The sequence below is a fragment of the Loktanella atrilutea genome (assembly GCF_900128995.1).
Taxonomy (GTDB): domain Bacteria; phylum Pseudomonadota; class Alphaproteobacteria; order Rhodobacterales; family Rhodobacteraceae; genus Loktanella; species Loktanella atrilutea.
Genome location: NZ_FQUE01000001.1, coordinates 246,568 through 270,872, shown reverse-complemented (window position 1 = coordinate 270,872; position 24,305 = coordinate 246,568). Strand labels below are relative to the sequence as shown.

Genomic DNA, 24,305 nt, shown 5'->3' with positions numbered 1-24,305 from the left:
CTTTGAGATATTGGCGCTTTTTACCCCAAAAATGCAAGGCTATGATGCGGCCAACCTGAAGGAGGCTCTCATGAAAGACCTGACCCACTACATCAACGGCGAACATGTTGCCGGCACCTCCGGCCGCTTTGCCGACGTCTACAACCCCGCGACGGGCGAAGTGCAGGCCCGCGTGCCGCTGGCCAATGCCGCCGACCTCGACACCGCCGTGAAGGCGGCAGAGGCCGCGCAGCCCGCATGGGCCGCCGTGAACCCGCAGCGCCGCGCGCGCGTGATGATGAAATTCGTCGACCTGCTGCACCGTGACATGGACAAGCTGGCCGAGGCGCTGAGCCGCGAGCATGGCAAGACCCTGCCCGACGCCGCAGGCGACGTGCAGCGCGGGCTCGAGGTCGTCGAATACTGCATCGGCGCGCCGCAACTGCTGAAGGGCGAGTTCACCGACGGCGCCGGCCCCGGCATCGACATGTATTCCATGCGCCAGCCGCTGGGCGTCTCTGCCGGCATCACGCCGTTCAACTTCCCCGCCATGATCCCGATGTGGATGTTCGCGCCCGCCATCGTCTGCGGCAACGCCTTCATCCTCAAGCCGTCCGAGCGTGACCCCTCGGTCCCTCTGATGCTGGCCGAGCTGATGGAGGAGGCAGGTCTGCCCAAGGGCATCCTGCAGGTCGTGAACGGCGACAAGGAGAGCGTGGACGCGATCCTCGACCATCCGGTCATCCAGTCGATCGGCTTCGTGGGCTCCACGCCCATCGCCGAATACATCTACGGGCGCGGCTGTTCCAACGGCAAGCGCGTGCAGTGCTTCGGCGGCGCCAAGAACCACATGATCATCATGCCCGACGCGGACATGGACCAGGCCGCCGACGCGCTGATCGGCGCGGGGTACGGTGCGGCTGGCGAACGCTGCATGGCGATCTCGGTCGCCGTGCCGGTCGGCGAAGACACCGCCGACAAGCTGATCGAAAAGCTCAAGCCCCGCATCGACGCGCTGAAGGTCGGCCCCTACACCGGCGGCAAGGACGTGGACTATGGCCCCGTCGTCACCGCCGCCGCCAAGGCCAACATCCTCAAACTGATCGACTCCGGTGTGGATCAGGGCGCGGAGCTGGTCGTCGACGGCCGCGACTTCAGCCTGCAGGGATACGAGGACGGCTTCTTCGTCGGCCCGCACCTGTTCGACCGGGTGACGAAGGACATGGACATCTACCAGAAGGAAATCTTCGGACCCGTCCTCTCCGTCGTCCGCGCAGGCGACTACGAGGAGGCGCTGGGTCTGGCGATGGATCACGAAATGGGCAACGGCACCGCGATCTTCACCCGCGACGGCGACGCCGCCCGCGACTTCGCGTCCCGGGTCAACGTCGGCATGATCGGCATCAACGTCCCCATCCCGGTGCCGCTGGCCTACCACACCTTCGGCGGCTGGAAGAAATCGGTTTTCGGCGACCTGAACCAGCACGGGCCGGACGCCTTCAAGTTCTACACCCGGACCAAGACCGTCACGGCGCGCTGGCCATCAGGTATCAAGGACGGCGCGGCCTTTAACTTCAAGCCGATGGACTGACGACGGTGGCGCGCGGTTTCCAGCTGCGCGCCAATCGTGCCATGTCGGCCAAACTGCATCGCAAACCGAAACTTTGGCGCGGGGTGCGCCGTGACTTTGTCACACGGCCGGGCATCGCCCCGCGCCACTGTTCGGTCATCGCGTCGGTTGCCCCCAATGCAGCCAGAGGACCGGATGGCCCGCATCCGTCCCAAGTCGGATGCGGGCTTTATCGTTTTGACAATCCATGCAGCGCCCGGCATCATTTTATGAACGGACGTTCAATTCAGGGGGGAGACTGATGGACTTCGCGCTTAGCGACGAACAGACAGCCATCTTCGACATGGCGCGGTCCTGCGGGGCCGAACACATCGCCCCCTTCGCGCGGCAGTGGGAAAAGGACGGGCTGATCCCCAAGGATCTGTGGCCAAAACTGGCCGAACTGGGCTTCGGCGGCCTCTATGTTTCCGAAGCGGCAGGCGGCACTGCCCTCACGCGCCTCGATGCAACGCTGGTGTTCGAGGCGCTGTCAATGGCCTGCCCCTCTGTCGCAGCCTTCCTGTCGATCCACAACATGTGCGCCCGGATGATCGACCAGTTCGGGTCGGAGGAGATGAAGGCCCGCCTGCTGCCCGACGCGCTGACCATGAAGACCGTGCTGTCCTATTGCCTGACCGAACCCGCCAGCGGGTCCGACGCGGCGGCGCTGAAGACGAAGGCCACCCGCACGAACGCGGGTTGGGCGCTGACCGGGACAAAGGCCTTCATCTCGGGCGGTGGCTATTCGGACGCCTACATCGTCATGGCCCGCAGCGGCGATGCGGGGCCGAAGGGGATCAGCGCCTTCGTCGTGATGGACGGTGAAAAAGGTCTCAGTTTCGGTGGGCTGGAGGACAAGATGGGCTGGCGCAGCCAGCCGACCCGTCAAGTGCAGTTGGACGATTGCAACATCCCCTCGGACGACTTGCTGGGTGAAGAAGGAAAGGGTTTCACATACGCGATGAAGGGCCTCGACGGCGGTCGCCTGAACATCGCCGCCTGCTCGCTCGGCGCTGCGCAGTCGGCCCTCGATCAGACGCGCGCCTACATGGCGGAGAGGAAGGCCTTCGGCACATCCATCGACCAGTTTCAGGCCCTGCAATTCCGCCTCGCCGACATGGAGATTGCCTTGCAGTCCGCCCGCACCTTCCTGCGGCAGGCGGCATGGAAGCTCGACACCGGGGCCCCAGACGCCACCCGCTTCTGCGCCATGGCCAAGAAGCTGGTGACGGAGACCGGCAGCCAGGTCGCCGACCAGTGCCTGCAACTGCACGGCGGCTACGGCTACCTCGCCGATTACGGGATCGAGAAGATCGTCCGCGACCTGCGGGTCCACCAGATCCTTGAAGGCACGAACGAGATCATGCGCCTGATCGTCGCCCGCGACATGGTATCTGCATGACTGACATCAACATCCGCACCGACGGCCGCGCCGGCCGCATCACGCTGACACGCGAAACGGCGCTGAACGCCCTCACATGGGACATGGTCCATGCCATCGATGATGCGCTGACCGCATGGCGAAACGATGACACCGTGGCGCTGGTCGTCATCGACGCCGCGGGGTCGAAGGCGTTCTGCGCCGGCGGCGACATCGCCAGGATGTATGCCACCGGCGTGGCGGGGGATTACGGTTACGGCCGCCGCTTCTGGCGTGACGAATACCGGCTGAATGCGGTGATCGCCGGCTACGGCAAGCCGATCGTCGCACTGATGCAGGGCTTCGCCATGGGCGGCGGCGTCGGCATCGGCTGCCACGCCAGCCATCGCATCGTAGGCGACACGACACGCATCGCCCTGCCAGAGTGCGGCATCGGTCTCGTACCGGACGTGGGCTCCACCCTGCTGCTGGCGCGGGCGCCGGGGCGGCTCGGCGAATACCTCGGCCTCACGGGGGACCGGATGGACGCGGGCGATGCGATCCATGTGGGGTTTGCCGATACCTTCGTGCCGCAGGACCAGTGGCCCGCGCTGATCGCGAGCCTCTGTCAAACGGGCAAGGTCGATACCATCGCAGGCGCCGCCCTGCCCGCCCCCCAGTCAAAGCTGGCCCGCTGGCAGGCCGACATCGACCGCGTCTTCGCCGCGCACGACCTTGCCGCGATCCGCAGTCAGCCGGATGCGGTGCCGCCCGCCCCGATCGCCCACGCGCTGGACCTGATGGCCCGCAATGCGCCGCTGTCGATGGCCTGCACCCTGCGCATCGTTCGTGCGGTCCGCGCCGATCCGGACATCCAGACCGCGCTTGGTCATGAATACCGCTTTACCGCGCGCAGCATGGAAAAGGCCGACTTCCTCGAAGGGATCCGCGCGGCGATCATCGACCGCGACCGCACACCGCGCTGGCGGCACGCCGACTGGAACGTGCCGGATGCCGACATCGCCACCCTGACGGCCCCCCTCGGGCCGGACGCCCTTACACCGGAGACTGTTTCATGAAGATCGCATTCATCGGCCTTGGCAACATGGGCGCGCCCATGGCCGCGAACCTGATCAAGGCGGGCCACGACGTTACGGGCTTTGACACGCAGGCGCGGCCCGACGGCATGATCCTCGCGGACAGCGCCGCCGCCGCGGCCGAGGATGCCGAGGTCGTCATCACCATGCTGCCCAACGGCGCGATCCTGCGGAGCGTCGCGGGAGAGGTTCATCCCGCGATGCGGAAGGGCGCCGTTCACCTCGACTGTTCCACCGTCGACGTGGAATCCGCCCGCTTCGTCGCGCAGGCCGCGGAAGAGGCGGGGCTGTCCGCCATCGACGCCCCCGTGTCGGGGGGCATCGGCGGGGCGACGAACGGCACGCTGACCTTCATGGCGGGCGGGCCGCAGGCGGCCTTCGACACCTGCAAGCCGCTGTTCGACATCATGGGGCAGAAGGTCGTGCACTGCGGCCCTGCCGGGAACGGTCAGGCCGCCAAGATCTGCAACAACATGATCCTTGGCGTCACGATGATCGCCACCTGCGAGGCCTTCAACCTCGCCGACCGCCTCGGCCTCGACCGTCAGGCGATGTTCGATGTAGTCAGCACGTCCTCCGGGTCTAGCTGGAGCATGAACGCCTATTGCCCTGCCCCCGGTGTCGGGCCGCAGTCCCCCGCCGACAACGGCTACAAGCCGGGCTTCGCAGCGGACCTGATGCTGAAGGACCTGACGTTGGCGCAGGCCGCCGCCAAGGCCGCCGACGCCGACACGCCCCTCGGTGAAGCGGCACGCGCCCTTTACGACCAGTTCGTGAACCGGGAGGACGGGGCCGGGCAGGACTTTTCCGCCATGCTGCCCCGGTTCTCCGCCCGGTCGCGCGGATAGCCGCCGATCGGTGGTTCCGGCCCGGAACAGCGCATTCCGGGCCGACGTTTGTCCGTAACTCTTACAGCGGAATGAACGCCATGAAATCATTGATCACTTTCGCCGCCATCGCGGCCCTGAGCACCCTGCCCCTTACAGCCGCGGCCCAAGGCAAGGGCCATGGGAACGGCAACGGCAACGGCAAGAAACACGTCGCCCAAAGCCATGGGAACGGGCACGGGAATGGTCACGGCAACGGCAACGGCAATGGGAACGGCAAAAAGGGCGGCAACAAGCACGATCCCCAGCGCGACGCGAATGCAGGCCGTGGCAACGGTCGCCGGACGGTGGAACGGGACGAGGCGGTGCAGGGCCTGTTGCGCACCGTGACCGGCCTGACGGCCGCAAATGGCGTTATCTACCTGACGCCCGACGTGAATTTCGCCACGATCACCGACGACGACCTGAGAGAGATCGCGAACTGTCCGCCGGGTCTGGCCAAGAAGGATCCACCCTGCGTGCCGCCGGGGCTGGCAAAGAAGGGCGTCGGCTTCGATGATTGGGCCAGCTACGACCCCGACGCCCTGCGGGGCCTGCTCGACGACCGCTTCGTCGATCTTCCGCCCGTCGAAACGCAGGTGCCGCTGGACCTGACGCAGGAGAGGATCACCGACCTCTTCGGCCTCGACCCCGCTCCGGAGGGGTATCGCTACGCCATCATCGACGGGCGTCCGGTGCAGCTGAATGCCGCGGACTACGACCGATTGCAGACGCTGAACAGCCTCGCGGATCGTCCGACGCTGGCCCAGAACGTGTCGATCGTGCCCGATGCCGCCCTGACGCAGGACCAGTTGATCGCGCGGTATGGCCTGCCGGCCCTTGCGACGGGCCAGAACTATTCGGTCCTCGACAATCAGGTCATCGCGCTACCGGACCAGTCCTACGATCTGCTGCAGCTGATCCGTATCCTCGGCGCGGTCTGAACGCAGGGGATGCGCGTCAAGATCGACGCGTATCCCATTCATCCGACCGGATAAACTTCCACCGGAAGATCCGGTGCAGCCGAAATCCCTACTCTGCCGCGACGCGCTTGGGATTCAGCATCGGCTTGAGGTAGCGGCCGGTATGGCTGGCCTCGATCTCTGCCACCTCTTCCGGCGTGCCTTCGGCCACGATGCGCCCGCCGCCGTCACCGCCTTCGGGACCGATGTCGATCAGGTGGTCCGCCGTCTTGATGACGTCGAGGTTGTGTTCGATCACCACGACCGAATTCCCCTGCTCCACCAATTCGTGAAGCACCTCCAGCAGCTTGCGCACGTCCTCGAAATGCAGGCCCGTCGTCGGCTCGTCGAGGATGTAGAGCGTGCGGCCCGTCGACTGCCGCGCCAGTTCCTTGCTGAGCTTCACCCGCTGCGCCTCGCCGCCCGACAGCGTCGTCGCCTGTTGGCCGACCTTGATGTAACCGAGGCCGACGCGCACCAGCGCATCCATCTTGCTGCGGATCGACGGCACGGCAGAGAAGAAGTCCTGCGCATCCTCGACCGTCATGTCCAGCACGTCGGCGATGCTCTTGCCCTTGAACTTCACCTCCAGCGTCTCGCGGTTGTAACGCGCACCCTTGCAGGTCTCGCAGGTGACGTAGACGTCGGGCAGGAAGTGCATCTCGATCTTGATGACCCCATCGCCCTGACACGCCTCGCACCGCCCGCCCTTCACGTTGAAGGAAAAGCGACCGGGCTTGTAGCCGCGGGTCTTCGCTTCCGGCAGGCCGGCGAACCAGTCGCGGATCGGGGTAAAGGCCCCGGTGTAGGTCGCGGGGTTCGACCGTGGCGTGCGCCCGATGGGCCGCTGGTCGATGTCGATGACCTTGTCGAGGTGTTCGAACCCCTTGATGGTTTCGCAAGGCGCGGGCGCCTGCCGTGCGCCGTTCAGCTTCATCGCGGCATTCTTGAACAGCGTCTCGATGGTCAGCGTGGACTTGCCGCCGCCGGACACGCCAGTCACGCAGACGAACTTGCCCAACGGAAAATCGGCGGTCACCTCGTGCAGGTTGTTGCCGGTCGCCTTCACGACCGTCAGTTTCTTGCCGTTGCCCTTGCGGCGCAACGGCGGGATCGAGATCTCTCTCTTGCCCGTCAGGTATTGCCCGGTGATCGAATTGTCGTCGGCCATGATCTCGGCCGGGGTGCCCTTTGCCACGACGCTGCCGCCGTGGACGCCCGCACCCGGGCCGATGTCAAAGACGTAGTCCGCCTCGCGGATCGCCTCCTCGTCGTGTTCCACGACGATCACGGTGTTGCCCTGATCGCGCAGGTTCTTCAGCGTGGTCAGCAGACGGTCGTTGTCGCGCTGGTGCAACCCGATGGACGGCTCGTCCAGCACATACAGCACGCCCTGCAAACCAGAGCCGATCTGGCTGGCCAGCCTGATGCGCTGGCTTTCCCCGCCAGACAGTGTGCCCGCGTTGCGCGCCATCGTCAGGTAGTTCAGGCCGACATTGTTCAGAAAGCCCAGCCGTTCGCGAATTTCCTTGAGGATCGCGCGGGCGATCTCGTTCTTCTGCTTGCTCAGCTGGTCCGGCACCGCGCGGCACCAGTCATAGGCTTCTGCAATCGACATCTGCACGACGTGACCGATGTGCAGCAGGTCCTTGCCCTTGCCGATCTTCACCGCCAGCGCCTCTTCGCGCAGGCGAAAGCCGTGACAGACGCCGCAGGGTCGGTTGTTCTGATACTGCTCGAATTCCTCGCGGATCCAGTTGCTGTCGGTTTCACGGTAGCGGCGTTCCATATTCGGAATCACGCCCTCGAAGGGGCGACTCACCTGATAGACCCGGCCGCCCTCGTCGTAGCGGAACTTGATCTCTTCCTTGCCGGACCCGCGCAGAAACACCTCCTGCACCTTGGGGTCGAGGTCCTTCCAGCGGGCGTTCTTGGGAAAGCCGTAGTGCTTGGCGATCGCCTCGATGGTCTGCAGGAAATAAGGGGACTTGCCCTTGCGCCAGGGCGCCAGGGCGCCGTCCGCGATCTTCAGCGTGACGTCGGGCACGACAAGTTGTTCGTCGAAGAACAACTCCACCCCCAGACCGTCGCAGGCCGGGCAAGCGCCGACGGGGGCGTTGAAGGAAAACAGGCGTGGCTCGATCTCGGGGATGGTGAAACCGCTGACCGGGCAGGCGAAGTTTTCGCTGAATGTGATCCGCTCCGGCTCTGCCGCATCTGCCCCGTCCTCGCCAGCCGGGGCGGCGATTTCCAGCACGGTGATGCCGTTCGCCAGATCGAGCGCGGTGCGGAACGAATCCGCCAGCCGCGTCTCCAGCCCCTCGCGCACGACGATCCGGTCCACGACGACGTCGATGTCGTGGCGGAACTTCTTGTCGAGCGTCGGCGGCTCGTCCAACTCGTAGAACTGGCCGTCGACCTTCACCCGCTGGAAGCCCTGCTTGCGCAGGTCGAGGAACTCTTTCCGATACTCGCCCTTGCGGTCACGGATGATGGGGGCCAGCAGGTAGCCGCGCGTCCCCTCCTCCATCGCCATGACGCGATCGACCATGTCCTGCACCTGCTGCGCCTCGATCGGCAAGCCGGTGGCGGGGGAATAGGGCGTGCCGGCGCGGGCGAAGAGAAGGCGCAGGTAGTCGTAGATCTCGGTGATCGTGCCGACGGTGGACCGGGGGTTCTTGGAGGTCGTCTTCTGCTCGATGGAGATGGCGGGCGACAGGCCGCTGATGTGATCCACATCGGGCTTTTCCATCATGTCGAGGAACTGGCGCGCATAGGCCGACAGGGATTCGACATAGCGGCGCTGGCCTTCCGCATAGATCGTATCGAAGGCGAGGCTCGACTTGCCGGACCCCGATAGTCCGGTGATGACCACAAGCTGATCGCGCGGAATATCCACGTCGATGTTCTTGAGGTTATGTTCGCGCGCACCGCGGACTTCGATGTTCTTCAGCTCGGCCATTCTTGCCCCCCCATAGGCATGTCATTGCCATCAGATAGCGACCTGCGCGGATTTCGCCACCCCGAAACGTGAACAGAAGATGAACCTGCGCGCAAATCGCTGCGGCCGCGCGGAATTTCGCGGCATGTCAGCATGCCATCGCCATCATCGGCAACGATTTGGCAAAGGCGAGCAAACTTAAGTTGATGACTTGTGCGAAAGGCCTCGTATGCCCCGAGAACTCTGCTTAGATCATATCAGATGAATAATTCATATCCCAAGATGAATAACTCACATCCCGATCCAGTCGCCGTCACTCAAGACGTGCTCAACCGCGTTTCTGCCGCACTTCTCGTCGATGACGATGCGACCTTCACCGACGGTCTTTCCCTGCCCTATACGATGCAGCTGTTGCCTGACATCATCATGATCAACGATTCTTCGCATCTGCAGGCGATCTACAGGGCATTGCGCAGCTACATAACCGTGAATCAGGTCACCGACTTCGATCAGCACTGCACCGGCGCGACCTACACCACCGATGACGAGATCACCGCAAGCTACGAAAGCCGTTACCTCGTGGGCACGCGGCTGCTGCCGCAGCGGACGATCGCGATCATCCGCCTGCGCCGCGAGGCCGCGATCTGGCGCGTCTTCGAGGGCAATTTCACCTTTCGGGATACGCCGCAGCAGCTGATCGACAGTCTGAAACTGCCGCCGCCCGCGTCCGACTGACGGGGCGGCTGCCGCCTACATGTGCCCGCTTACATGTGGATTACGCGGTCGTAGGCGTCGAGCACGCTTTCGTGCATCATCTCCGACAGGGTCGGATGCGGGAAGACGGTGTTCATCAGGTCTTCTTCCGTCGTCTCGAGCTGGCGGCCGACGATGTAGCCCTGAATCAGCTCGGTCACTTCAGCGCCGACCATGTGGGCGCCGAGGAGTTCGCCGGTCTTGGCGTCGAAGACGGTCTTGATCATGCCTTCGGGTTCGCCCAGCGCGATGGCCTTGCCGTTGCCGATGAAGGGAAACTTGCCGACCTTGACGTCGTAGCCCAGTTCCTTGGCCTTCGCTTCGGAATAACCGACAGATGCGACCTGCGGATAACAGTAGGTGCAGCCGGCGATGCTTTCGGGCTTGACCGGGTGGGGATGCTTGCCGGCGATCAGTTCAGCCACCATGACGCCTTCGTGGCTGGCCTTGTGCGCCAGCCAGGGCGCACCGGCGATGTCGCCGATGGCATACAGCCCCTCGACCCCGGTGTGGCAGTACTCATCGGTGATGACGTGGGTGCGGTCGATCTTCACGCCCAGTTCTTCCAGCCCCAGATCCTCGACGTTGCCGACGATGCCCACGGCAGAGATGACGGTGTCGAAGACCTTCGTCTCGACCTTGCCGTTCGCCTCGATATGCGCGGTGACCTTGCCGGCCTTGGGGTCGCGGTCCAGTTGCTTGACGACGGCCTTTTCCATGATCGTCATGCCCTGCTTGACGAACTGCTTCTTGGCGAAGGCGGAAATCTCGGCGTCCTCGACGGGCAGGATCCGGTCCATCACCTCGACCACCGTGGTCTTGGCGCCCATCGTGTTGAAGAAGCTGGCGAATTCGATGCCGATGGCGCCGGAGCCGATGACCAGCAGGTCCTTGGGCATGCGCGACGCCTTCAGCGCGTCCTTGTAGGCCCAGACCAGATCGCCGTCCGCTTCCAGCCCCGGCAGGTTGCGGGCGCGGGCACCGGTGGCCAGAACGATGTTCTTGGCCGTCAGCTCCTCTGTGCCCTTGTCAGTCTTGACCGACACCTTGCCCTTGGCGGTGATCCGGGCGGTGCCCATCACCGTGGTGATCTTGTTCTTCTTCATCAGGTGGCCGATGCCGGACGACAGCTGCCCCGCCACGTTGCGCGACCGCTTGACCACAGCGGCAAGGTCGAAATCGGGCTTCTCCACCGACAGGCCGAAATCCTTGGCACGATGCATCAGGTGGAACACCTCTGAAGAGCGCAGCAGCGCCTTGGTCGGGATGCAGCCCCAATTCAGGCAGATGCCGCCCATGTGCTCGCGCTCGACGATGACGACCTTCTGTCCCAGCTGGGCGGCACGGATGGCCGCGACATAGCCGCCGGGTCCCGCGCCGATCACGATCACGTCGAAGTTCTGGGCGGCCATGAGGTTTCTCCTGCGGGTCCGTTGAAAACTGGTTTAATACTGAACCATTCCACCGCCGATGGCCAGAGGCGCCGATCAGGCGGTTTCGGCCTGCACCTGCCGCAGCATGGCCCCGTAACCCCCGTCACGCATGAAGACCTGCTCTGCCTCTGTCGTCGGGCGATCCAGCGCCTCGTTCCGGTGGGGAAAGCGGCCGAAGTTGCGGATCACCGCGCGATGCGCGCGGGCGTGGTCCAGATTGTCGGTGGCATCATCGGGCATCCGGGCATGGAACAGGCGCACGGCCCGGTCCTGATCGGCAAGGTTTTCCGAATGCATCAGCGGCAGATAGAAGAACTGCCGCGCCGGCGGGTCGATCCGCAGGTCCCAGTCGCGGTCGATCGCCATCTTCGCCGCGGCCCGCGCCAGCGGATCTGTCGAAAACGCCTCGCCGCTGCCGCGGAACATGTTGCGGGGGAACTGGTCTGTCAGGATGATGTAGGCCAGCGCCTCGCTCGGGCAGGTAAGCCAGAGGCCGAGGTGACCGTCGGCTGCGTGTTCCCATGTTTCCGCAAAGGTCTCGCGGATCCTTTGGTCAAGTGCATCGTCCTGCCGGTACCAGTCGGCCGGCGCGACGTCGTCGAGCCAGAAGGTCAGGACGTCCTGTGCGGTTCTCATTACATGCTCTCCGGTCAGCCCGTTTTATGCAGGAAAACAGAGGCCCGGCCCCCTGACAAGCCTTATTCCGCAGCGGTGGCGGGATCGTTCTGAGCCGCCGCCGCATCGCTTTCGGCAGCGTCGCTGTAGACCTCCTGCGCCCACTGCGCCGCGACCGGCGTCGTGGTCATCGGCAGGTTGGCATAGGTCGTGGTGTCCAGCGGCATGTCGGCACGGCTGCGGCGCGTCATCCGGTAGATGCCGTAAAGGCCGACACCCAGCATCAGCACCGACAGGAAGACCCAGTAGCCGCGCGGCCCCATGCCATCCAGCATGTAGCCCAGCGTGACCGGCCCCATGATCGCGCCGACCCCGTTGATGAACAACAGCCCACCCGAGGCGGCGGCCATGTCCTCCTTCTCGAGGTAGTCGTTGGTATAGGCGATCAGCAGGGCATACATCGGGTTCGACGTGCCGCCGACCAGCGCGCCGGATATGACGGCAAGGGTGTAGGAGGCGGGAAAGAAGCCGCCCAGCAGGCTGCCCAGACCGCCCACCAGCGCCACGGCGATGATCAGGATACGCCGGTCCAGCCGGTCGGAAATCCAGCCGATCGGGTACTGCGCCACCAGCGCCGCCAGATAGATCGACGACACGAATACGGAAATCTGTCCGACGCTGAATCCCGCCCGCGCGCCATAGACAGCGGACATGCCGAACTGTGCCGAAAAGACGCCGCCCAGCAGGAACATGCCCACGGCGGCCAGCGGCGAGGTGCGGATCAGCTGCACGACCTTCATCGGCTTGATGCGACCGAAAGCCGGCGTCGGCTTGATCGACAGCAGGATCGGCGCGAAGGCCATAGACACCAGCACCGACGGCACGATGAACAAAACGAAGCCTGACACGTCGCCGCGGGTGATGATGAACTGCGCGGTCACGATGCCCGCCATCTGCACGATCATGTAAAGCGACAGCGCCTGTCCCCGCGTTTCGTTGCTGGACGCATCGTTCAGCCAGCTTTCCGCCGTGACGTAGACCCCGCAGAAGCAGAATCCGATCACGATGCGCCCCAGCGTCCATGAGATCGGGTCCGCCAGCACCGGATACATGATCAGCACCGCAGAGATGGTTGAGCCGAGTGCCGCGAAGACCCGGACGTGACCGACCCGGCGGATCATCTCCGGCGCCATCTTGGACGCAAAGAGGAAGCCGACGAAATATCCCGACATCACGACGGACAGTTCCAGCGTGGTGAATCCCTCCAGCTCGCCCCGCAGGCCAAGCAGCGTGCCCTGCAGGCCGTTGCCGATCATCAGCATGAACATGCCGAGGAACAGTGCCCATGAAGCGCCGAAAACCTGTATCATCAAAGGGGCCTTTCGGGTCCGTGTCAGGGTCGTCTAGCGGCGCATGGGGGCCGCCGTCAGGATCGAAAACGACATCGCCGCGTCGTCTTTGCTAGTCCGCGCCCTGTGGCAGCAAAAGCGAGGCATCGCCATAGGAAAAGAAGCGGTATCGGCTGGATATCGCATGTTCGTAAATGTCGCGTATCCGTTGCCGTCCCATCAGCGCACTGACCAGCATCATAAGCGTCGACTTCGGCAAATGGAAATTCGTCATCAGCGCGTCCGCGGCGCGGAACCGGAATCCCGGCGTGATGAAGATATCCGTCGGTCCTTCCCATGGCTGGACACCCCGTTCGGTCGCCGCCGTCTCGATCAGGCGCAGGGCGGTGGTGCCGACCGGGATGATGCGGCCGCCGGCGGCACGGGTCGCGTTGATCTCCTCCGCCGCCTGCGGCGTCACCTGCCCCCATTCGCTGTGCATCCGGTGTTCCGCGATGTCGTCGACCTTGACCGGCAAAAAGGTGCCGGCGCCGACGTGCAGGGTGACATGGGTGAATTGCACACCCTTTGCCGCCAGCCGGTCCAGCAGGGCGGCGTCGAAGTGCAGCGACGCGGTCGGCGCCGCCACGGCACCGGTGTGTTTCGCCCAGGCCGTCTGGTAGTCGGTGCGGTCGGCCTCGTCCGCGGGCCGCAGGGCGGCGATGTAGGGCGGCAGCGGCATCGCGCCGACGCTGTTCAACGTGGCGTCGAAGGCGTCGCCGGTCAGGTTGAAGGACAGGATCGCCTGCCCTTCCGCCCGGCCCGTAACGGTGGCGCGCAGGGCATCGCCAAAGACGATCTCCTCTCCGTCGCGCACCTTCTTCAGCGGTTTCAGCAGGGCCGACCAGTGCCCCTCCGGCGTGGGCTGCAGCAGCGTGACCTCGATCCGCGCGACGGTCTCGCCCGCCTCTCCGCTGCGATGCCGTAGACCGTCGAGGCGGGCGGGTATGACGCGGGTGTCGTTCAGGACCAGCCGGTCGCCGGGGCGCAGCCAGTCGCCCAGATCGGACACCGTGGCATCGGTCATCGTGTCGGGCGTCGCCACCAGCAGCCGCGCCGCGGTGCGGGGGCGCGCGGGGCGGGTGGCGATCAGCCCGTCGGGCAGGTCGAAATCGAAATCCGAGAGTTTCATCGCGCAACCCCTTGTGCAGCGGGCCTAATTCGTCACCACCGGCGGCGGGCGGCGAAAGATGTCCCGGAACATGCCGGGGGTGAAGATCGACAGCGGGTTCACACTCACCTGCGGCGCACCCGGCGTGCCGCGCAGGGTAAAGTTGAACCCCAGCAGCCCCTCGCCCCGGCGGGTCAGCAGGCTGCCGATGCCGTTCAGGATGTAGACCGGAGAGATCACGCCCTGAAAGTCCACTGCCCGGCTGGCCAGCGTGTAGATGCCGTCCAGCGAAATGCCAAGCCCCGGCCCCACCGCGCTCGATTCCGTGACGATGACCTGCTGCGGTGTCAGGCGGAATTCCGCGTCCACCGTGTCGAAGGCCAGCCCCTGCCCGTCCAGCTGCTGCAGCAGCCCCACCACGCTGATCGCGTCTAACAGTTCCGCGATGGCCGGCGCATCGCGCACGCGCAGGCCTCGCAGCGCGAGGGTGCCATCGAAGCTGCCCGGTGCTGCGGCGGGAAACAGCGTCAGGTCCAGCGTGCCGCCCAGCGCGCCGTCGAGGAACGGCCCGGCGCGCAGCACCGCCCCTGCATCCTCGGAATGGATGCGGACCGCCGTGCGCTCGCCAGAGGGAGAGACGGCACCCGCGACCCCCGCCTGTCCGTTGAACAGCCCGGTGAAGGTGCCGTTGAACCCACCCGTCGTGTTGAAATTGCCGGCGAAGTTGCGCAGTGCCAAAGCGTCGGAGATCTTCAGCCGGTCCAGCTGCACGAGGATCGGCGCCCCTTCGCCCGTGCCGCCGCTGGCCCCGGCACCGCCTCCACCCAGATCGGCCTTGGCCAGATCGAAGGTGCCGCCCCGCACCTCGACCCCGACGGTGCGGCCTTTGCCACGACCGCGCAGGGTGACGGGGCCGTTGAACCAGTCGCCGACGCTGACATCGGAAAAGCTCGCGGCCTCCAGCTGGCCGGCGTCGGTCAGGCTGACGGTCCCCGACGCCTGCAGGCCCGGCGCGCGCAGGCGCAGGCTGTCGACGGACGGTTGGGCGCCGAGGGTGCCGGACACCTCCAGCCGCCCCGCCGTGCCCCGCGCCTTGGACCAGCCGATCGCCGGGACCGACAGGCCAAGGCCTTCCAGCGTCGAGGTCAGGGCAAAGCGCGGGGCCTCGCCCTTCGGCAGGGTGACGGTCAGCTCTCCCGGGCCCGACCCGGTGACGGATCCGGGTGGCAGGGCGATGCCGAACCGGTCGAGGGCGTCCGGCGTGATCGTGACCTGCCCCGCAACCTGCGTCGGGTCGGCCCCCGGCCCGAACATCTGGCTGAAGTCGCCGCGCACCGGCACGCCGTCCAGCGTCGCGTCGCCACTCACCCGCAGACCGCCGCGATCCACCGTCACCGCCAGATCGCTTGCCGCCAGCGACCGCCCCTTGACCAGCGTATCGCTTCGCACCCGGCTCAGCCGCGCGGTGGCATCGAATGTCACGTCATCGGGGCGGATCGGGCGCTTCAGCGGCAGTTCCACATGCGCGGCGACCGCGGCCCGGCCATCCGCCAGCGTGACCGGCAGATTAGCCTTGGACAGATAGCGGAACGGCGGCTGATCGAGGATCGACAGGGTGCCCGTGATGCTGCCTGCGGTCGCGATGTCCAGCACCATCGGTGCGTTCTTGATCGTGACGTCGGGAATCTGCAGCACAGACCCTGCGACATTCAGCGCTCCGCCCTGCGGCGCGATCACCTGTCCCTGATCCAGCCGCAGCACAAAGGCGCCGTCCGACAGCGTGGCATAGCCGGCACCACCGGTGATCGGCGGCTCTTCCTTCAGGAAACGCGCCGAAGCGCCGTCGAAGGCGAAACCGGCGGCGATCCGCATCTTCTGCCCCGGCGCCATCCGCCAGCCCCCCGTCACCTCGCGCATCTGACCCGCAAGCAGGTTTTCCGCGAACCACTTCCGGGTGCCGGGGCGCAGACGTTCGGGCCACAGACGCAGGACATCGCGCGTCGCAAGGCGCGGACTGGTCGCGTCGATCGCGGCCTCCCACCCCTGCGGCGTCGCCGTCAGGTGGCCTGCCACGCTCAATCGCAAATTCGGATCGCTGATCGTCACCTGCCCCACGTCCAGCTGGAAGGGGTCCAGCCGCAGCCTCAGGTCGATGGCCGCCCGGTCGATCGTGACCGGCGCGGGATAAAGGTCGCCGGGCGTCAGGGCGATCCGGTCGAGCGTCAGCTGCCCGACCAGCGCCTCTGGCAGGCCGCGGCGGAAATCCCGCGCCAGCGCCTGCCCGCTGGCATGCAGGCGCCCCCAGTCCGAGACCACGGTCACGTCGTCGAAGGTCAGCTCTTGCCCCGCGGGATCGTAGGTCAGCGCCGCCGTCAGTTCCTGGAACCGCAGCGGCACGGTGCCCGGCGCCGGCTGCAGCGCGCCCGCCCCGACCTGCAGGGTCGCCTGCAGCGGCCCCAGCATCCCATCGGGGTCGAGCGCGGTGTCCAGCGTCGCCGACAGCGGCGCGTCGAGGGCGCCGAGGAAGCGCAGCGCTGCGGACTGGCTGGCCAGATCGCGCGCCTCTGCCCCGTCCACGCGGACGGACAGCCGTGCCGCAAGGCTGTCGCGCGGGCTGTCCAGCGCGAGCGCGAGCCGCGTCTGCCCCGCGGCGCCGTCCACCGCCAGATCCGCCGAGGCCGTCGTGCGGTCAGCGTCGATCGCCAGCTGGAAGCCACCGTCGGTCGCTGTCCAGCGCCGGTCCGCCCGCGCGTCGACATAGGTCAGGTCCAGCCCCGCCAGCGTCAGGCTTTCAAGTGCCGCGAGAGCGGGCCGGTCGCGCAGGGTGTCGAGCTGTCGCACCAGCCCCGGCAGCCCGTCCGCCAGCAGGGCGCCACGGTCCCCGTCAGGCAGGTTGAACGCCAGCTGCAGCCGCCCCTGCGCATCGCGGATCAGCGCCACGGCGGTGCCGCGCAACGCCACATGCTGCACCAGCGCGGTGCGGTCGAACAGCAGGCCGCGCGGGCTGACGGTGGCGTCGATTTCCGCGATGCGTGCCAGCGGACGCCCGTCCGCGTCGGCCAGCACCGTGTCGATCAGCCGGACGCGCGGGTGCAGGTCCGGTCCCAGCCGGACCGCGATCTGCCCGAAATCGACACTGCCGCCGCCCAGCAGCCCGCCCGCCCGCGCCGCGACCTGATCGGTGACCCAGCCGGGTGCCGTGATGTCGCGGTCGAACATCATCACGACGGCCATCAGGCCGAAGACCACGGGCAGCGTCAGAAGATAGGCCAGAACCCGCGCCGCGTGCCACCGCTTGCGACGCCTTGCGCCGCGCGTGCGGCGCCGCGGTCTGGCCTCTTGGACGGGGTCGGGGTCGGTCATGCGCTGCTTTCGGCCTCTTCGCCTTTATCTTTGCCCGTCGCGGGCTAGAACTGAACCCGTGAAACGCGTCCCGTATCCGCAAGGAGGATCACCATGCTGTCAGCGACCGGCCCGTCCGAAGGCGACGCCGCCCCGGATATCACCTTGCCCCGCGACGGCGGCGGCACGGTCAGCCTGTCGGATTTCTCCGGCAAGGCGATCGTCCTTTACTTCTATCCCAAGGACGACACCCCCGGCTGCACGACCGAGGCGCTGGATTTCAGCGCCGCCCAACCGGATTTCGCAGCGGCGGGGGCCGTGGTCCTTGGCGTGTCCAAGGATCCGGTCGCCAAGCACGACAAGTTCGTGGCCAAGCGCGAGATCGCCATTCCCCTGCTGTCGGATGCAGAGGGCGACGTCTGCGAACGCTACGGCGTCTGGGGCGAGAAGCAGATGTACGGCAAGACCTTCATGGGGATCGAACGATCGACCTTCCTGATCGCCCCCGACGGCCGGATCGCGCGGATCTGGCGCAAGGTGAAGGTGCCGGGCCATGTCGACGCGGTGTTGGAGGCGGTGCGCGCGCTTTGATCCGTCGGGGCTACGGGACAGGCTTTCACGAGGGCCAGCCTTATGCCCCCGAAGTATTTGCGACGAGAAGTGAACGCGCAACTGGCCGCCGCGCGACCCGACGTTGCCACGTCAATCGACCCCGGAAGGTGTAGAGAATCGCACGATAAGGCATTGTACCTGCCCGAAGTCTGCATTTCTGGCTCTACCGGTTCCCGACTGCAGGCGACCCCCTGCTTGGTCGGCGTGATCCTGCCCAAACTTGGTGGTTTGTTCCACAATTTTTCAAAATTGTTGCACCCGCGCCGCAGGCTGTCTAGACGGCTGGCAGCGCGGAACGACAACAGGGTGGGACCTGCCGCGCTGAATCGGGACGGGACAGGAGCTTTTCGCATGAGATCACGACTGACGCAGGCCATCCACACGCGCCTCGAGGCCCGATTCCCTGAGCGGCGGCTCTTTCTCCGCTCCGACACGGAAACCCGCTTCATCCGCCTGCGGCCCGCGCATCAGTTGCTTGGATGGACGGTCGCGACCGCCGTCGTCGGCTGGACGATCATCTCGACCGCGATCCTGCTGATGGACAGCATCGGCAGCGGCAATTTCCGGGCTCAGGCGCAGCGCGACCAGATGGTCTACGAGGCGCGTCTGAATGCCCTGTCAGCGGAACGCGACGCCCGCGCCGCAGAGGCCGTGGCCGCACAGGCGCGGTTCAGCGCGGCACTGACCCAGATCTCCACCATGCAAAGCGATCTTCTGGCGACCGAGGACAAGCGCCGCGAATTGGAAACCGGGCTGGAGGTCGTGCAGGCGACGCTGCGCGACACCATGCAGCAGCGCAAGGCCGCGGCGACGGAACTGGCCGCCCTGACCGCCGAAGGCGAGGGCGAAGCGACGCCCGCCGCCCAGACCGCGGTGCAGGAAGGCACCGTCGACCTGCTGGCCACCGCCCTCGCCGAAACTGCCGCCGAGCGCGACAAGATCGCCGAGGACGCCCGCTTCGCACTCGACCATGCCGCGGATACCGAAAACGAGTTGCGACAGCTGCACGACCGCAACGACGACATCTTCCGCCAGCTGGAAGAAGCGATGACCGTGTCCGTCGAACCGCTGGAGAAGATGTTCAAGGCGGCCGGCATGAACCCCGACAACATGCTGAACCAGGTGCGTCGCGGCTATTCCGGCGCCGGTGGCCCGCTGACGCCGCTGTCGTTCTCTACCATGGGCGGCGGGCCGGACCCGGATGCGGCGCGCGCGAACGGCATCCTGAACCGCCTGGACGAGATCAACCTCTACCGCATCGCGGCCGAAAAAGCCCCCTTCGACGTGCCGGTGAAGGCCTCGTTCCGCTTCACTTCGGGATTCGGCAAGCGCTGGGGGCGGATGCACGAGGGGACCGATTTCGCAGCACCGATCGGCACGCCCGTCTATGCGACGGCCGACGGCGTGGTGATCCATGCAGGCTGGTCATCGGGTTATGGCCGCCTGATCAAGATCCAGCATGAATTCGGGATCGAGACGCGCTACGGCCACCTGAACGCACTGAAGGTGAAGGTGGGTCAAAGGGTCTCGCGCGGGGAGCGGATCGGTGATATGGGGAATTCCGGACGTTCGACCGGACCGCATCTTCACTACGAGGTGCGCGTCGGCGGATCACCTGTCAACCCGATGACCTTCATAAAAGCTGGACAAGATGTTTTCTAAATCCAAGATCAACGAACCCGGTCCCAAGGCCACCGAGACGCCCGCAGTTCCCGCGTCGTCGCCCGCCCCAGCGCCCGGTGGCGACTACAAGGCCAGCGCGCCCAAGGCCAAGCCGCCCGCGTCGATCCTGTCCGCCGACCTGCTGGTCACCGGCAACATGAAAACGACCGGCGACATCCAGATCGAGGGTCAGGTCGACGGCGACATCCGCGCCCACCTGCTGACGATCGGTGAAGGCGCCACCGTCAAGGGCGAGGTCATGGCCGACGACGTCGTGATCCACGGTCGCATCGTCGGTCGCGTCCGTGGCCTGAAGGTCCGCCTGACGTCGACCGCGCGGGTCGAGGGCGACATCATCCACAAGACCATCGCCATCGAATCGGGTGCCCATTTCGAAGGCTCGGTGCAGCGTCAGGACGATCCGCTGACCACCGGCGGCAAGGCCAAGATGCCCACGGGCAGCAGCACCCCCGGTGCAGAGCCTGCCAAGAGCTAGGCTTGCACAACGACAATCCACCCTCGCGGGCCACGTCTGATCGGGCGCGGCCCGTTTTCGTGCCTGATTTCTGCACGGAACGGCAGCGGCCCTTCGTGCTGGCCGCCGCCGTGCTGGCGTCGTCGATGGGCTTCATCGACGGCACCGTCGTCGGCATCGCGATCCCGGCGATTCGCGCCTCTCTGGGCGCCAGCCTCGATCAGGCGACATGGATCAACAATGCCTACATGGTCACCCTGTCGGCGCTGATCCTGACGGGCGGCGCCTTCGGCGACCGCTTCGGGCTGGCGCGGGTGTTCAGCCTTGGCGTCGGGCTGTTCCTGCTGACGTCGCTGGCCTGCGCGCTGGCGCCCACACCGGACTGGCTGATCGGGGCACGGCTGGCACAGGGCGCCGGTGCCGCGCTGATGATTCCCGGCGCGCTGGCGATGATCAGCCGCGCCTATCCCCGCGACATCCGCGGGCGAGCCATCGGCATCTGGGCGGCGGCCTCTGGCCTGACGACAGCGGCGGGGCCGCTGATCGGCGGCGTGCTGCTGTCGGTCATGGGGCAGGATGCCTGGCGCTGGATCTTCGCCATCAACCTGCCGCTGGGGCTGATCGCCCTGCTGCTGATCCGCCGCGCCGTGACGAAGGATGCCCGCCGCAGCGGAGAGCCCATCGATGGGATCGGCGCTGCGTTGGCGGTGGCGGGCCTGGGCCTGCTGGCGTGGACGCTGACCCATCTCGAGGCTACGAACGATGTGCGCATCACGCTGGCCACGGGCGTCGGCGGCGCTGCCGCCCTCGCGGTTTTCGTGCTGCACGAATGGCGCACCTCGCATCCGATGATGCCGCTGCGGCTGTTTGCCAATCGCAGCTTCAGCGCGGCCAACCTCGCGACCTTCCTGCTGTATTTCGGGATGAGTGCGATCCTGTTCTATCTGCCGATGCTCACCGTCGCGGGCTGGGGCCTGTCGGAGTTCAAGACGATCTTCGCCTTCGGTCCGCTGTCGGGTTTCATCGCGCTGCTGTCGACACGCTTCGGCCTGCTGGCGGACCGGCGCGGTCCGGGGCCTGTGATCGCCGTGGGGGCGGCCGTCGTCGCGGTGGGCTACGCGGTTCTGGCGCTGGTGATCCCGGGGCGCGAGTTCTGGCTGGGCGTGCTGCCCGCCATGGGCATCGTCGGCTTCGGGATGAGCATGGTGGTGGCGCCCCTGTCCACCGCCGTCATGGTCGCGGCGGGGGACGGTCAGTCGGGCATTGCATCCGGCGTGAACAACGCGATCAGCCGCATCGGCGGCCTGATCGCCGTCGCGGCGATGAGCTCGATCGCCACGATCGCCTACAACCTGTCCGACGGACCCGCGACCTTTGGCGAGCGGTCGGCGGGGGCGGGTCATGTCACCGCGATGGGCACCGCCTTTGCCGTGATCGCATGGATCGCCGCAGCGATGGCACTGGTGGCCGCCATCACCGCGGCGACCGGCATCAAACGGCGGTAAGCGCTTGCCACCCCTCCCCCAGTTGCAACAGACCGAGGTCGTCGCGCGACCGTCCGATCAGCTGCAGTCCCATTGGGCGGCCTTGCGACAGGGGCAGCGGCACGGCCAGCGACGGCAGGCCGATCAGGCTGACCGGCACCACGACCTGCATCCAGCGGTGATAGGTATCCATCGGCTCGCCCGCGATGGTCTGTGGCCATGTCCAATCGATCGGGAAAGGCCAGCACTGCGCCGTGGGCAGGACCAGTGCGTCGTAGGTGTCGAACAGGTGGGTCGCGGCGCGGAACCAATCCGACCGGATCAGGCTGGCGCGCTGCACCTCTGACGCGGACAGCGCGCGACCGCGCTCGATTTCCCAGATCGCGGTGTCCTTCAGGGCGGCACGCGTGCGTGGCTGGTCGTAAAGCGGCCCCAGAGAGGCCGCCACGGCAAAGGACCTCAAGGTGATCCAGCTGTCCCAGAGGGCCGATGCGTCGAAGGGTGCCGCCAGCCCCTCGACCGTGCAGCCGAGGTCCGCGAACCGCGCGACCTGCGCGGCACAATGATCCAGCACCCCGTCCTCCATCGGAAAGGCGCCGCCCCAGTCGCCCAGCCAGCCGATCCGACGGCCGGTCAGGTCGGCGTCGATCCGCGGCGCCAGCGCGGTATCGTCCAGACCGAAGGGCTGGCGCGGATCGGGACCGGCCATGGTATCTAGCAGCAGGGCGATATCCCGCGGGTGCCGCGCCATGGGTCCGTTGGTGGACAGGGGGTGCAGCATCATGTCGCCCAGCGGTTCCGACGGGACACGGCCCCACGTGGGTCGCATGCCGTAGACGCCGTTCCAGCCCGCGGGGTTGCGCAGGCTGCCCATCATGTCGGACCCGTCCGCCACGGCAATCATCCCCGCCGCCAGCGCCACGGCGGCCCCGCCCGACGACCCACCCGCCGAGCGTCCGGGCAAAAAGGCATTCTGCGTCGCCCCGAAGACCGGGTTGAAGGTGTGGCTGCCCAGACCGAACTCCGGCGTGTTGGTCTTGCCGATCACGATGGCGCCGGCGTCCTGCATCCGCTGCACCATGATGTCGGACGTCTGCGCGACATTGCCGCGCATGGCGGGCGAACCCATCGTCGTCGGCAGCCCGGCGGCATTGGCCAGATCCTTGACCGCCAGCGGGATGCCGTGCAGCCAGCCCTTGCGCGGCGCCGCATCGGCCTCCGCCGCCTCTGCCATCAGCGCATCGGCGTCGCGCAGCGACACGATAGCGTTCAGGTCCGGATTGCGCGCGGCAATGCGGTGGAGCGTCGCCTGCATCAGGGCGGTGGCGGTCAGTTCGCCGGACGCCAGCGCGTCCGAGATGACATGGGCGGGTCTGTCGAGATATGAATCCATGCGCGCAGCAGAACCTGCCGCGCGGCGAAAGACAAGCGGGCGTCAGTCGTCGAGGTTCGCCTCGGCGCGGCTCTTGCCGCTGACGTCCATCGCCAGCGTCGCCGCCATGAAGGCGTCGAGGTCGCCGTCCAGCACGCCTTGCGTATCCGAGGTCTCGTGCCGGGTGCGCAGGTCCTTGACCATCTGGTAGGGCTGCAACACGTAGGACCGGATCTGGTTGCCCCAGCCCGCGTCGCCCTTGTTGTCATGCGCCTCGTTGATCGCCGCGTTCCGCTTGTCCAGTTCCATCTGGTACAGCCGCGATTTCAGCGCCTTCATGGCGATGTCGCGGTTCTGGTGCTGCGACTTCTCGGAACTCGTGACCACGATGCCCGTCGGATGGTGGGTGATCCGCACCGCCGAGTCCGTCGTGTTCACGTGCTGGCCGCCCGCGCCCGACGACCGGTAGGTGTCGATGCGGATGTCATTGGGCTGCACGTCGATCTCGATGTTGTCGTCGACGACCGGATAGACCCAGACGGAGCTGAAGGACGTATGCCGCTTGGCCGCAGAATCGTAGGGGCTGATCCGCACCAGCCGGTGCACGCCGCTTTCGGACTTCAGCCAGCCATAGGCGTTGGGGCCGGTGATCTTGTAGGCGGCGGACTTGATGCCGACCTCTTCGCCCGCGCTCTCGGACTGAAGCTCGACCTTGTAGCCCTTCTTTTCAGCCCAGCGAACATACATCCGCGCCAGCATGTTGGCCCAGTCGCAGGACTCGGTGCCGCCGGCGCCCGCGTTGATCTCGAGGAAGGTGTCGTTGCCGTCTGCCTCGCCGTTCAGCAGCGCCTCCAGCTCCTTCTCGGCGGCCCTGGCCTTCAGCGCGGTCAGCGCCTCCTCGGCGTCGGAGACGATTTCGGCGTCGTCTTCCATCTCGCCCATCTCGATCAGTTCGACATTGTCGGCCAGCTCCTGCCGGATGCCTTCGTAGCTTTCGACCGCATCCACCAGCATCTGCCGTTCGCGCATCAGCTTCTGCGCATGCGTGGGATCGTCCCAAAGGGTCGGGTCCTCGACGCGGGCGTTGAACTCCTCCAGCCGGTGGGGCGCGGTATCATAGTCCAGACGCTGCGCCAGAAGGGACAGCGATTTCTCGATCGCCTCGATGGTGTTCTGGGTTTCGGCGCGCATGGCTTTGGTCCTTGGAAAGAAGTGTCAACGCCCACGGGCGGTGCGTCCGGGTC

Annotated in this window: 18 protein-coding genes; 10 read left to right on the top strand and 8 right to left on the bottom strand. The window is 66.4% G+C overall.

The genetic code is table 11. The features are described 5' to 3' along the window. Positions 1-70 precede the first annotated feature (70 nt). The 5 genes from BUA54_RS01280 to BUA54_RS01260 all read left to right on the top strand — a co-directional run bounded on the left by BUA54_RS01280 (position 71) and on the right by BUA54_RS01260 (position 5,855). Complete coding sequence (locus BUA54_RS01280) at positions 71-1,570, top strand: CoA-acylating methylmalonate-semialdehyde dehydrogenase (RefSeq protein WP_072855393.1); 1,500 nt, start codon at positions 71-73, stop codon at positions 1,568-1,570. Between the two features lie 280 nt (positions 1,571-1,850). After that, positions 1,851-2,990: an acyl-CoA dehydrogenase family protein gene (locus BUA54_RS01275; protein WP_072855392.1), complete on the top strand. Its 1,140-nt coding sequence runs from the start codon at positions 1,851-1,853 to the stop codon at positions 2,988-2,990. Further along, the gene (locus BUA54_RS01270) at positions 2,987-4,027 is read left to right on the top strand and encodes an enoyl-CoA hydratase/isomerase family protein (RefSeq protein WP_072855391.1); all 1,041 of its coding nucleotides are present in this window, start codon (positions 2,987-2,989) and stop codon (positions 4,025-4,027) included. The genes BUA54_RS01275 and BUA54_RS01270 overlap by 4 nt, the downstream gene beginning before the upstream one ends. Next, positions 4,024-4,893, top strand: coding sequence for a 3-hydroxyisobutyrate dehydrogenase (gene mmsB / locus BUA54_RS01265; protein ID WP_072855390.1), 870 nt, complete (start codon positions 4,024-4,026; stop codon positions 4,891-4,893). Before BUA54_RS01270 ends, mmsB begins: the two co-directional genes overlap by 4 nt. Positions 4,894-4,973: 80 nt before the next feature. Then, entirely contained in the window at positions 4,974-5,855 is an 882-nt protein-coding gene (locus BUA54_RS01260) for a hypothetical protein (RefSeq protein ID WP_072855389.1), read from the top strand. Between the two features lie 88 nt (positions 5,856-5,943). Here BUA54_RS01260 and uvrA read toward each other — a convergent pair whose 3' ends face one another. Then, complete coding sequence (gene uvrA / locus BUA54_RS01255; RefSeq protein WP_072855388.1) at positions 5,944-8,835, bottom strand: excinuclease ABC subunit UvrA; 2,892 nt, start codon at positions 8,833-8,835, stop codon at positions 5,944-5,946. 261 nt (positions 8,836-9,096) lie between these two features. Here uvrA and BUA54_RS01250 point away from each other — a divergent pair, with 261 nt between their 5' ends. Then, positions 9,097-9,549, top strand: coding sequence for a hypothetical protein (locus BUA54_RS01250; protein ID WP_178352690.1), 453 nt, complete (start codon positions 9,097-9,099; stop codon positions 9,547-9,549). Positions 9,550-9,578: 29 nt separating this feature from the next. On the opposite strand, the gene lpdA is transcribed toward BUA54_RS01250, so the two are convergent. The 5 genes from lpdA to BUA54_RS01225 all read right to left on the bottom strand — a co-directional run bounded on the left by lpdA (position 9,579) and on the right by BUA54_RS01225 (position 17,477). Further along, positions 9,579-10,979: a dihydrolipoyl dehydrogenase gene (lpdA, locus tag BUA54_RS01245; protein WP_072855386.1), complete on the bottom strand. Its 1,401-nt coding sequence runs from the start codon at positions 10,977-10,979 to the stop codon at positions 9,579-9,581. Between the two features lie 75 nt (positions 10,980-11,054). Beyond that, the gene (locus BUA54_RS01240) at positions 11,055-11,636 is read right to left on the bottom strand and encodes a DUF924 family protein (RefSeq protein WP_072855385.1); all 582 of its coding nucleotides are present in this window, start codon (positions 11,634-11,636) and stop codon (positions 11,055-11,057) included. Between the two features lie 62 nt (positions 11,637-11,698). Continuing rightward, positions 11,699-12,985, bottom strand: a complete 1,287-nt coding sequence (locus tag BUA54_RS01235; protein ID WP_072855384.1) for an MFS transporter — start codon at positions 12,983-12,985, stop codon at positions 11,699-11,701. A gap of 91 nt (positions 12,986-13,076) precedes the next feature. Further along, the gene (gene queA / locus BUA54_RS01230; RefSeq protein WP_072855383.1) at positions 13,077-14,135 is read right to left on the bottom strand and encodes a tRNA preQ1(34) S-adenosylmethionine ribosyltransferase-isomerase QueA; all 1,059 of its coding nucleotides are present in this window, start codon (positions 14,133-14,135) and stop codon (positions 13,077-13,079) included. 24 nt (positions 14,136-14,159) lie between these two features. Beyond that, positions 14,160-17,477, bottom strand: a complete 3,318-nt coding sequence (locus BUA54_RS01225) for a YhdP family protein (RefSeq protein ID WP_072855382.1) — start codon at positions 17,475-17,477, stop codon at positions 14,160-14,162. A gap of 93 nt (positions 17,478-17,570) precedes the next feature. Between BUA54_RS01225 and bcp the strand changes: the two genes are divergently transcribed. From bcp to BUA54_RS01205, 4 genes are all read left to right on the top strand, one after another. Further along, entirely contained in the window at positions 17,571-18,047 is a 477-nt protein-coding gene (gene bcp / locus BUA54_RS01220; protein ID WP_072855381.1) for a thioredoxin-dependent thiol peroxidase, read from the top strand. A gap of 372 nt (positions 18,048-18,419) precedes the next feature. Then, positions 18,420-19,730 (top strand): M23 family metallopeptidase, encoded by a 1,311-nt coding sequence (locus BUA54_RS01215; protein ID WP_072855380.1) that lies wholly within the window; start codon positions 18,420-18,422, stop codon positions 19,728-19,730. Continuing rightward, a complete protein-coding gene (locus BUA54_RS01210; protein ID WP_072855379.1) occupies positions 19,720-20,226 on the top strand; it encodes a bactofilin family protein in 507 nt (168 codons plus the stop codon). Before BUA54_RS01215 ends, BUA54_RS01210 begins: the two co-directional genes overlap by 11 nt. Positions 20,227-20,285: 59 nt before the next feature. After that, on the top strand, positions 20,286-21,710 hold the full coding sequence (locus BUA54_RS01205; protein WP_072856087.1) for an MFS transporter: 1,425 nt from the start codon (positions 20,286-20,288) through the stop codon (positions 21,708-21,710). Here BUA54_RS01205 and BUA54_RS01200 read toward each other — a convergent pair. Beyond that, positions 21,697-23,082, bottom strand: coding sequence for an amidase (locus BUA54_RS01200; protein ID WP_072855378.1), 1,386 nt, complete (start codon positions 23,080-23,082; stop codon positions 21,697-21,699). The two genes, BUA54_RS01205 and BUA54_RS01200, sit on opposite strands and share 14 nt — an antisense overlap. A gap of 42 nt (positions 23,083-23,124) precedes the next feature. Continuing rightward, positions 23,125-24,252: a peptide chain release factor 2 gene (gene prfB / locus BUA54_RS01195; RefSeq protein WP_072855377.1), complete on the bottom strand. Its 1,128-nt coding sequence runs from the start codon at positions 24,250-24,252 to the stop codon at positions 23,125-23,127. Positions 24,253-24,305 lie beyond the last annotated feature (53 nt).

Coding starts and splice junctions, on each gene's coding strand:
- BUA54_RS01280 (WP_072855393.1), top strand. CDS start 71: ATGAAAGACCTGACCCACTACATCAACGGCGAACATGTTGCCGGCACC.
- BUA54_RS01275 (WP_072855392.1), top strand. CDS start 1,851: ATGGACTTCGCGCTTAGCGACGAACAGACAGCCATCTTCGACATGGCG.
- BUA54_RS01270 (WP_072855391.1), top strand. CDS start 2,987: ATGACTGACATCAACATCCGCACCGACGGCCGCGCCGGCCGCATCACG.
- mmsB (WP_072855390.1), top strand. CDS start 4,024: ATGAAGATCGCATTCATCGGCCTTGGCAACATGGGCGCGCCCATGGCC.
- BUA54_RS01260 (WP_072855389.1), top strand. CDS start 4,974: ATGAAATCATTGATCACTTTCGCCGCCATCGCGGCCCTGAGCACCCTG.
- uvrA (WP_072855388.1), bottom strand. CDS start 8,835: ATGGCCGAGCTGAAGAACATCGAAGTCCGCGGTGCGCGCGAACATAAC.
- BUA54_RS01250 (WP_178352690.1), top strand. CDS start 9,097: ATGAATAACTCACATCCCGATCCAGTCGCCGTCACTCAAGACGTGCTC.
- lpdA (WP_072855386.1), bottom strand. CDS start 10,979: ATGGCCGCCCAGAACTTCGACGTGATCGTGATCGGCGCGGGACCCGGC.
- BUA54_RS01240 (WP_072855385.1), bottom strand. CDS start 11,636: ATGAGAACCGCACAGGACGTCCTGACCTTCTGGCTCGACGACGTCGCG.
- BUA54_RS01235 (WP_072855384.1), bottom strand. CDS start 12,985: ATGATACAGGTTTTCGGCGCTTCATGGGCACTGTTCCTCGGCATGTTC.
- queA (WP_072855383.1), bottom strand. CDS start 14,135: ATGAAACTCTCGGATTTCGATTTCGACCTGCCCGACGGGCTGATCGCC.
- BUA54_RS01225 (WP_072855382.1), bottom strand. CDS start 17,477: ATGACCGACCCCGACCCCGTCCAAGAGGCCAGACCGCGGCGCCGCACG.
- bcp (WP_072855381.1), top strand. CDS start 17,571: ATGCTGTCAGCGACCGGCCCGTCCGAAGGCGACGCCGCCCCGGATATC.
- BUA54_RS01215 (WP_072855380.1), top strand. CDS start 18,420: ATGAGATCACGACTGACGCAGGCCATCCACACGCGCCTCGAGGCCCGA.
- BUA54_RS01210 (WP_072855379.1), top strand. CDS start 19,720: ATGTTTTCTAAATCCAAGATCAACGAACCCGGTCCCAAGGCCACCGAG.
- BUA54_RS01200 (WP_072855378.1), bottom strand. CDS start 23,082: ATGGATTCATATCTCGACAGACCCGCCCATGTCATCTCGGACGCGCTG.
- prfB (WP_072855377.1), bottom strand. CDS start 24,252: ATGCGCGCCGAAACCCAGAACACCATCGAGGCGATCGAGAAATCGCTG.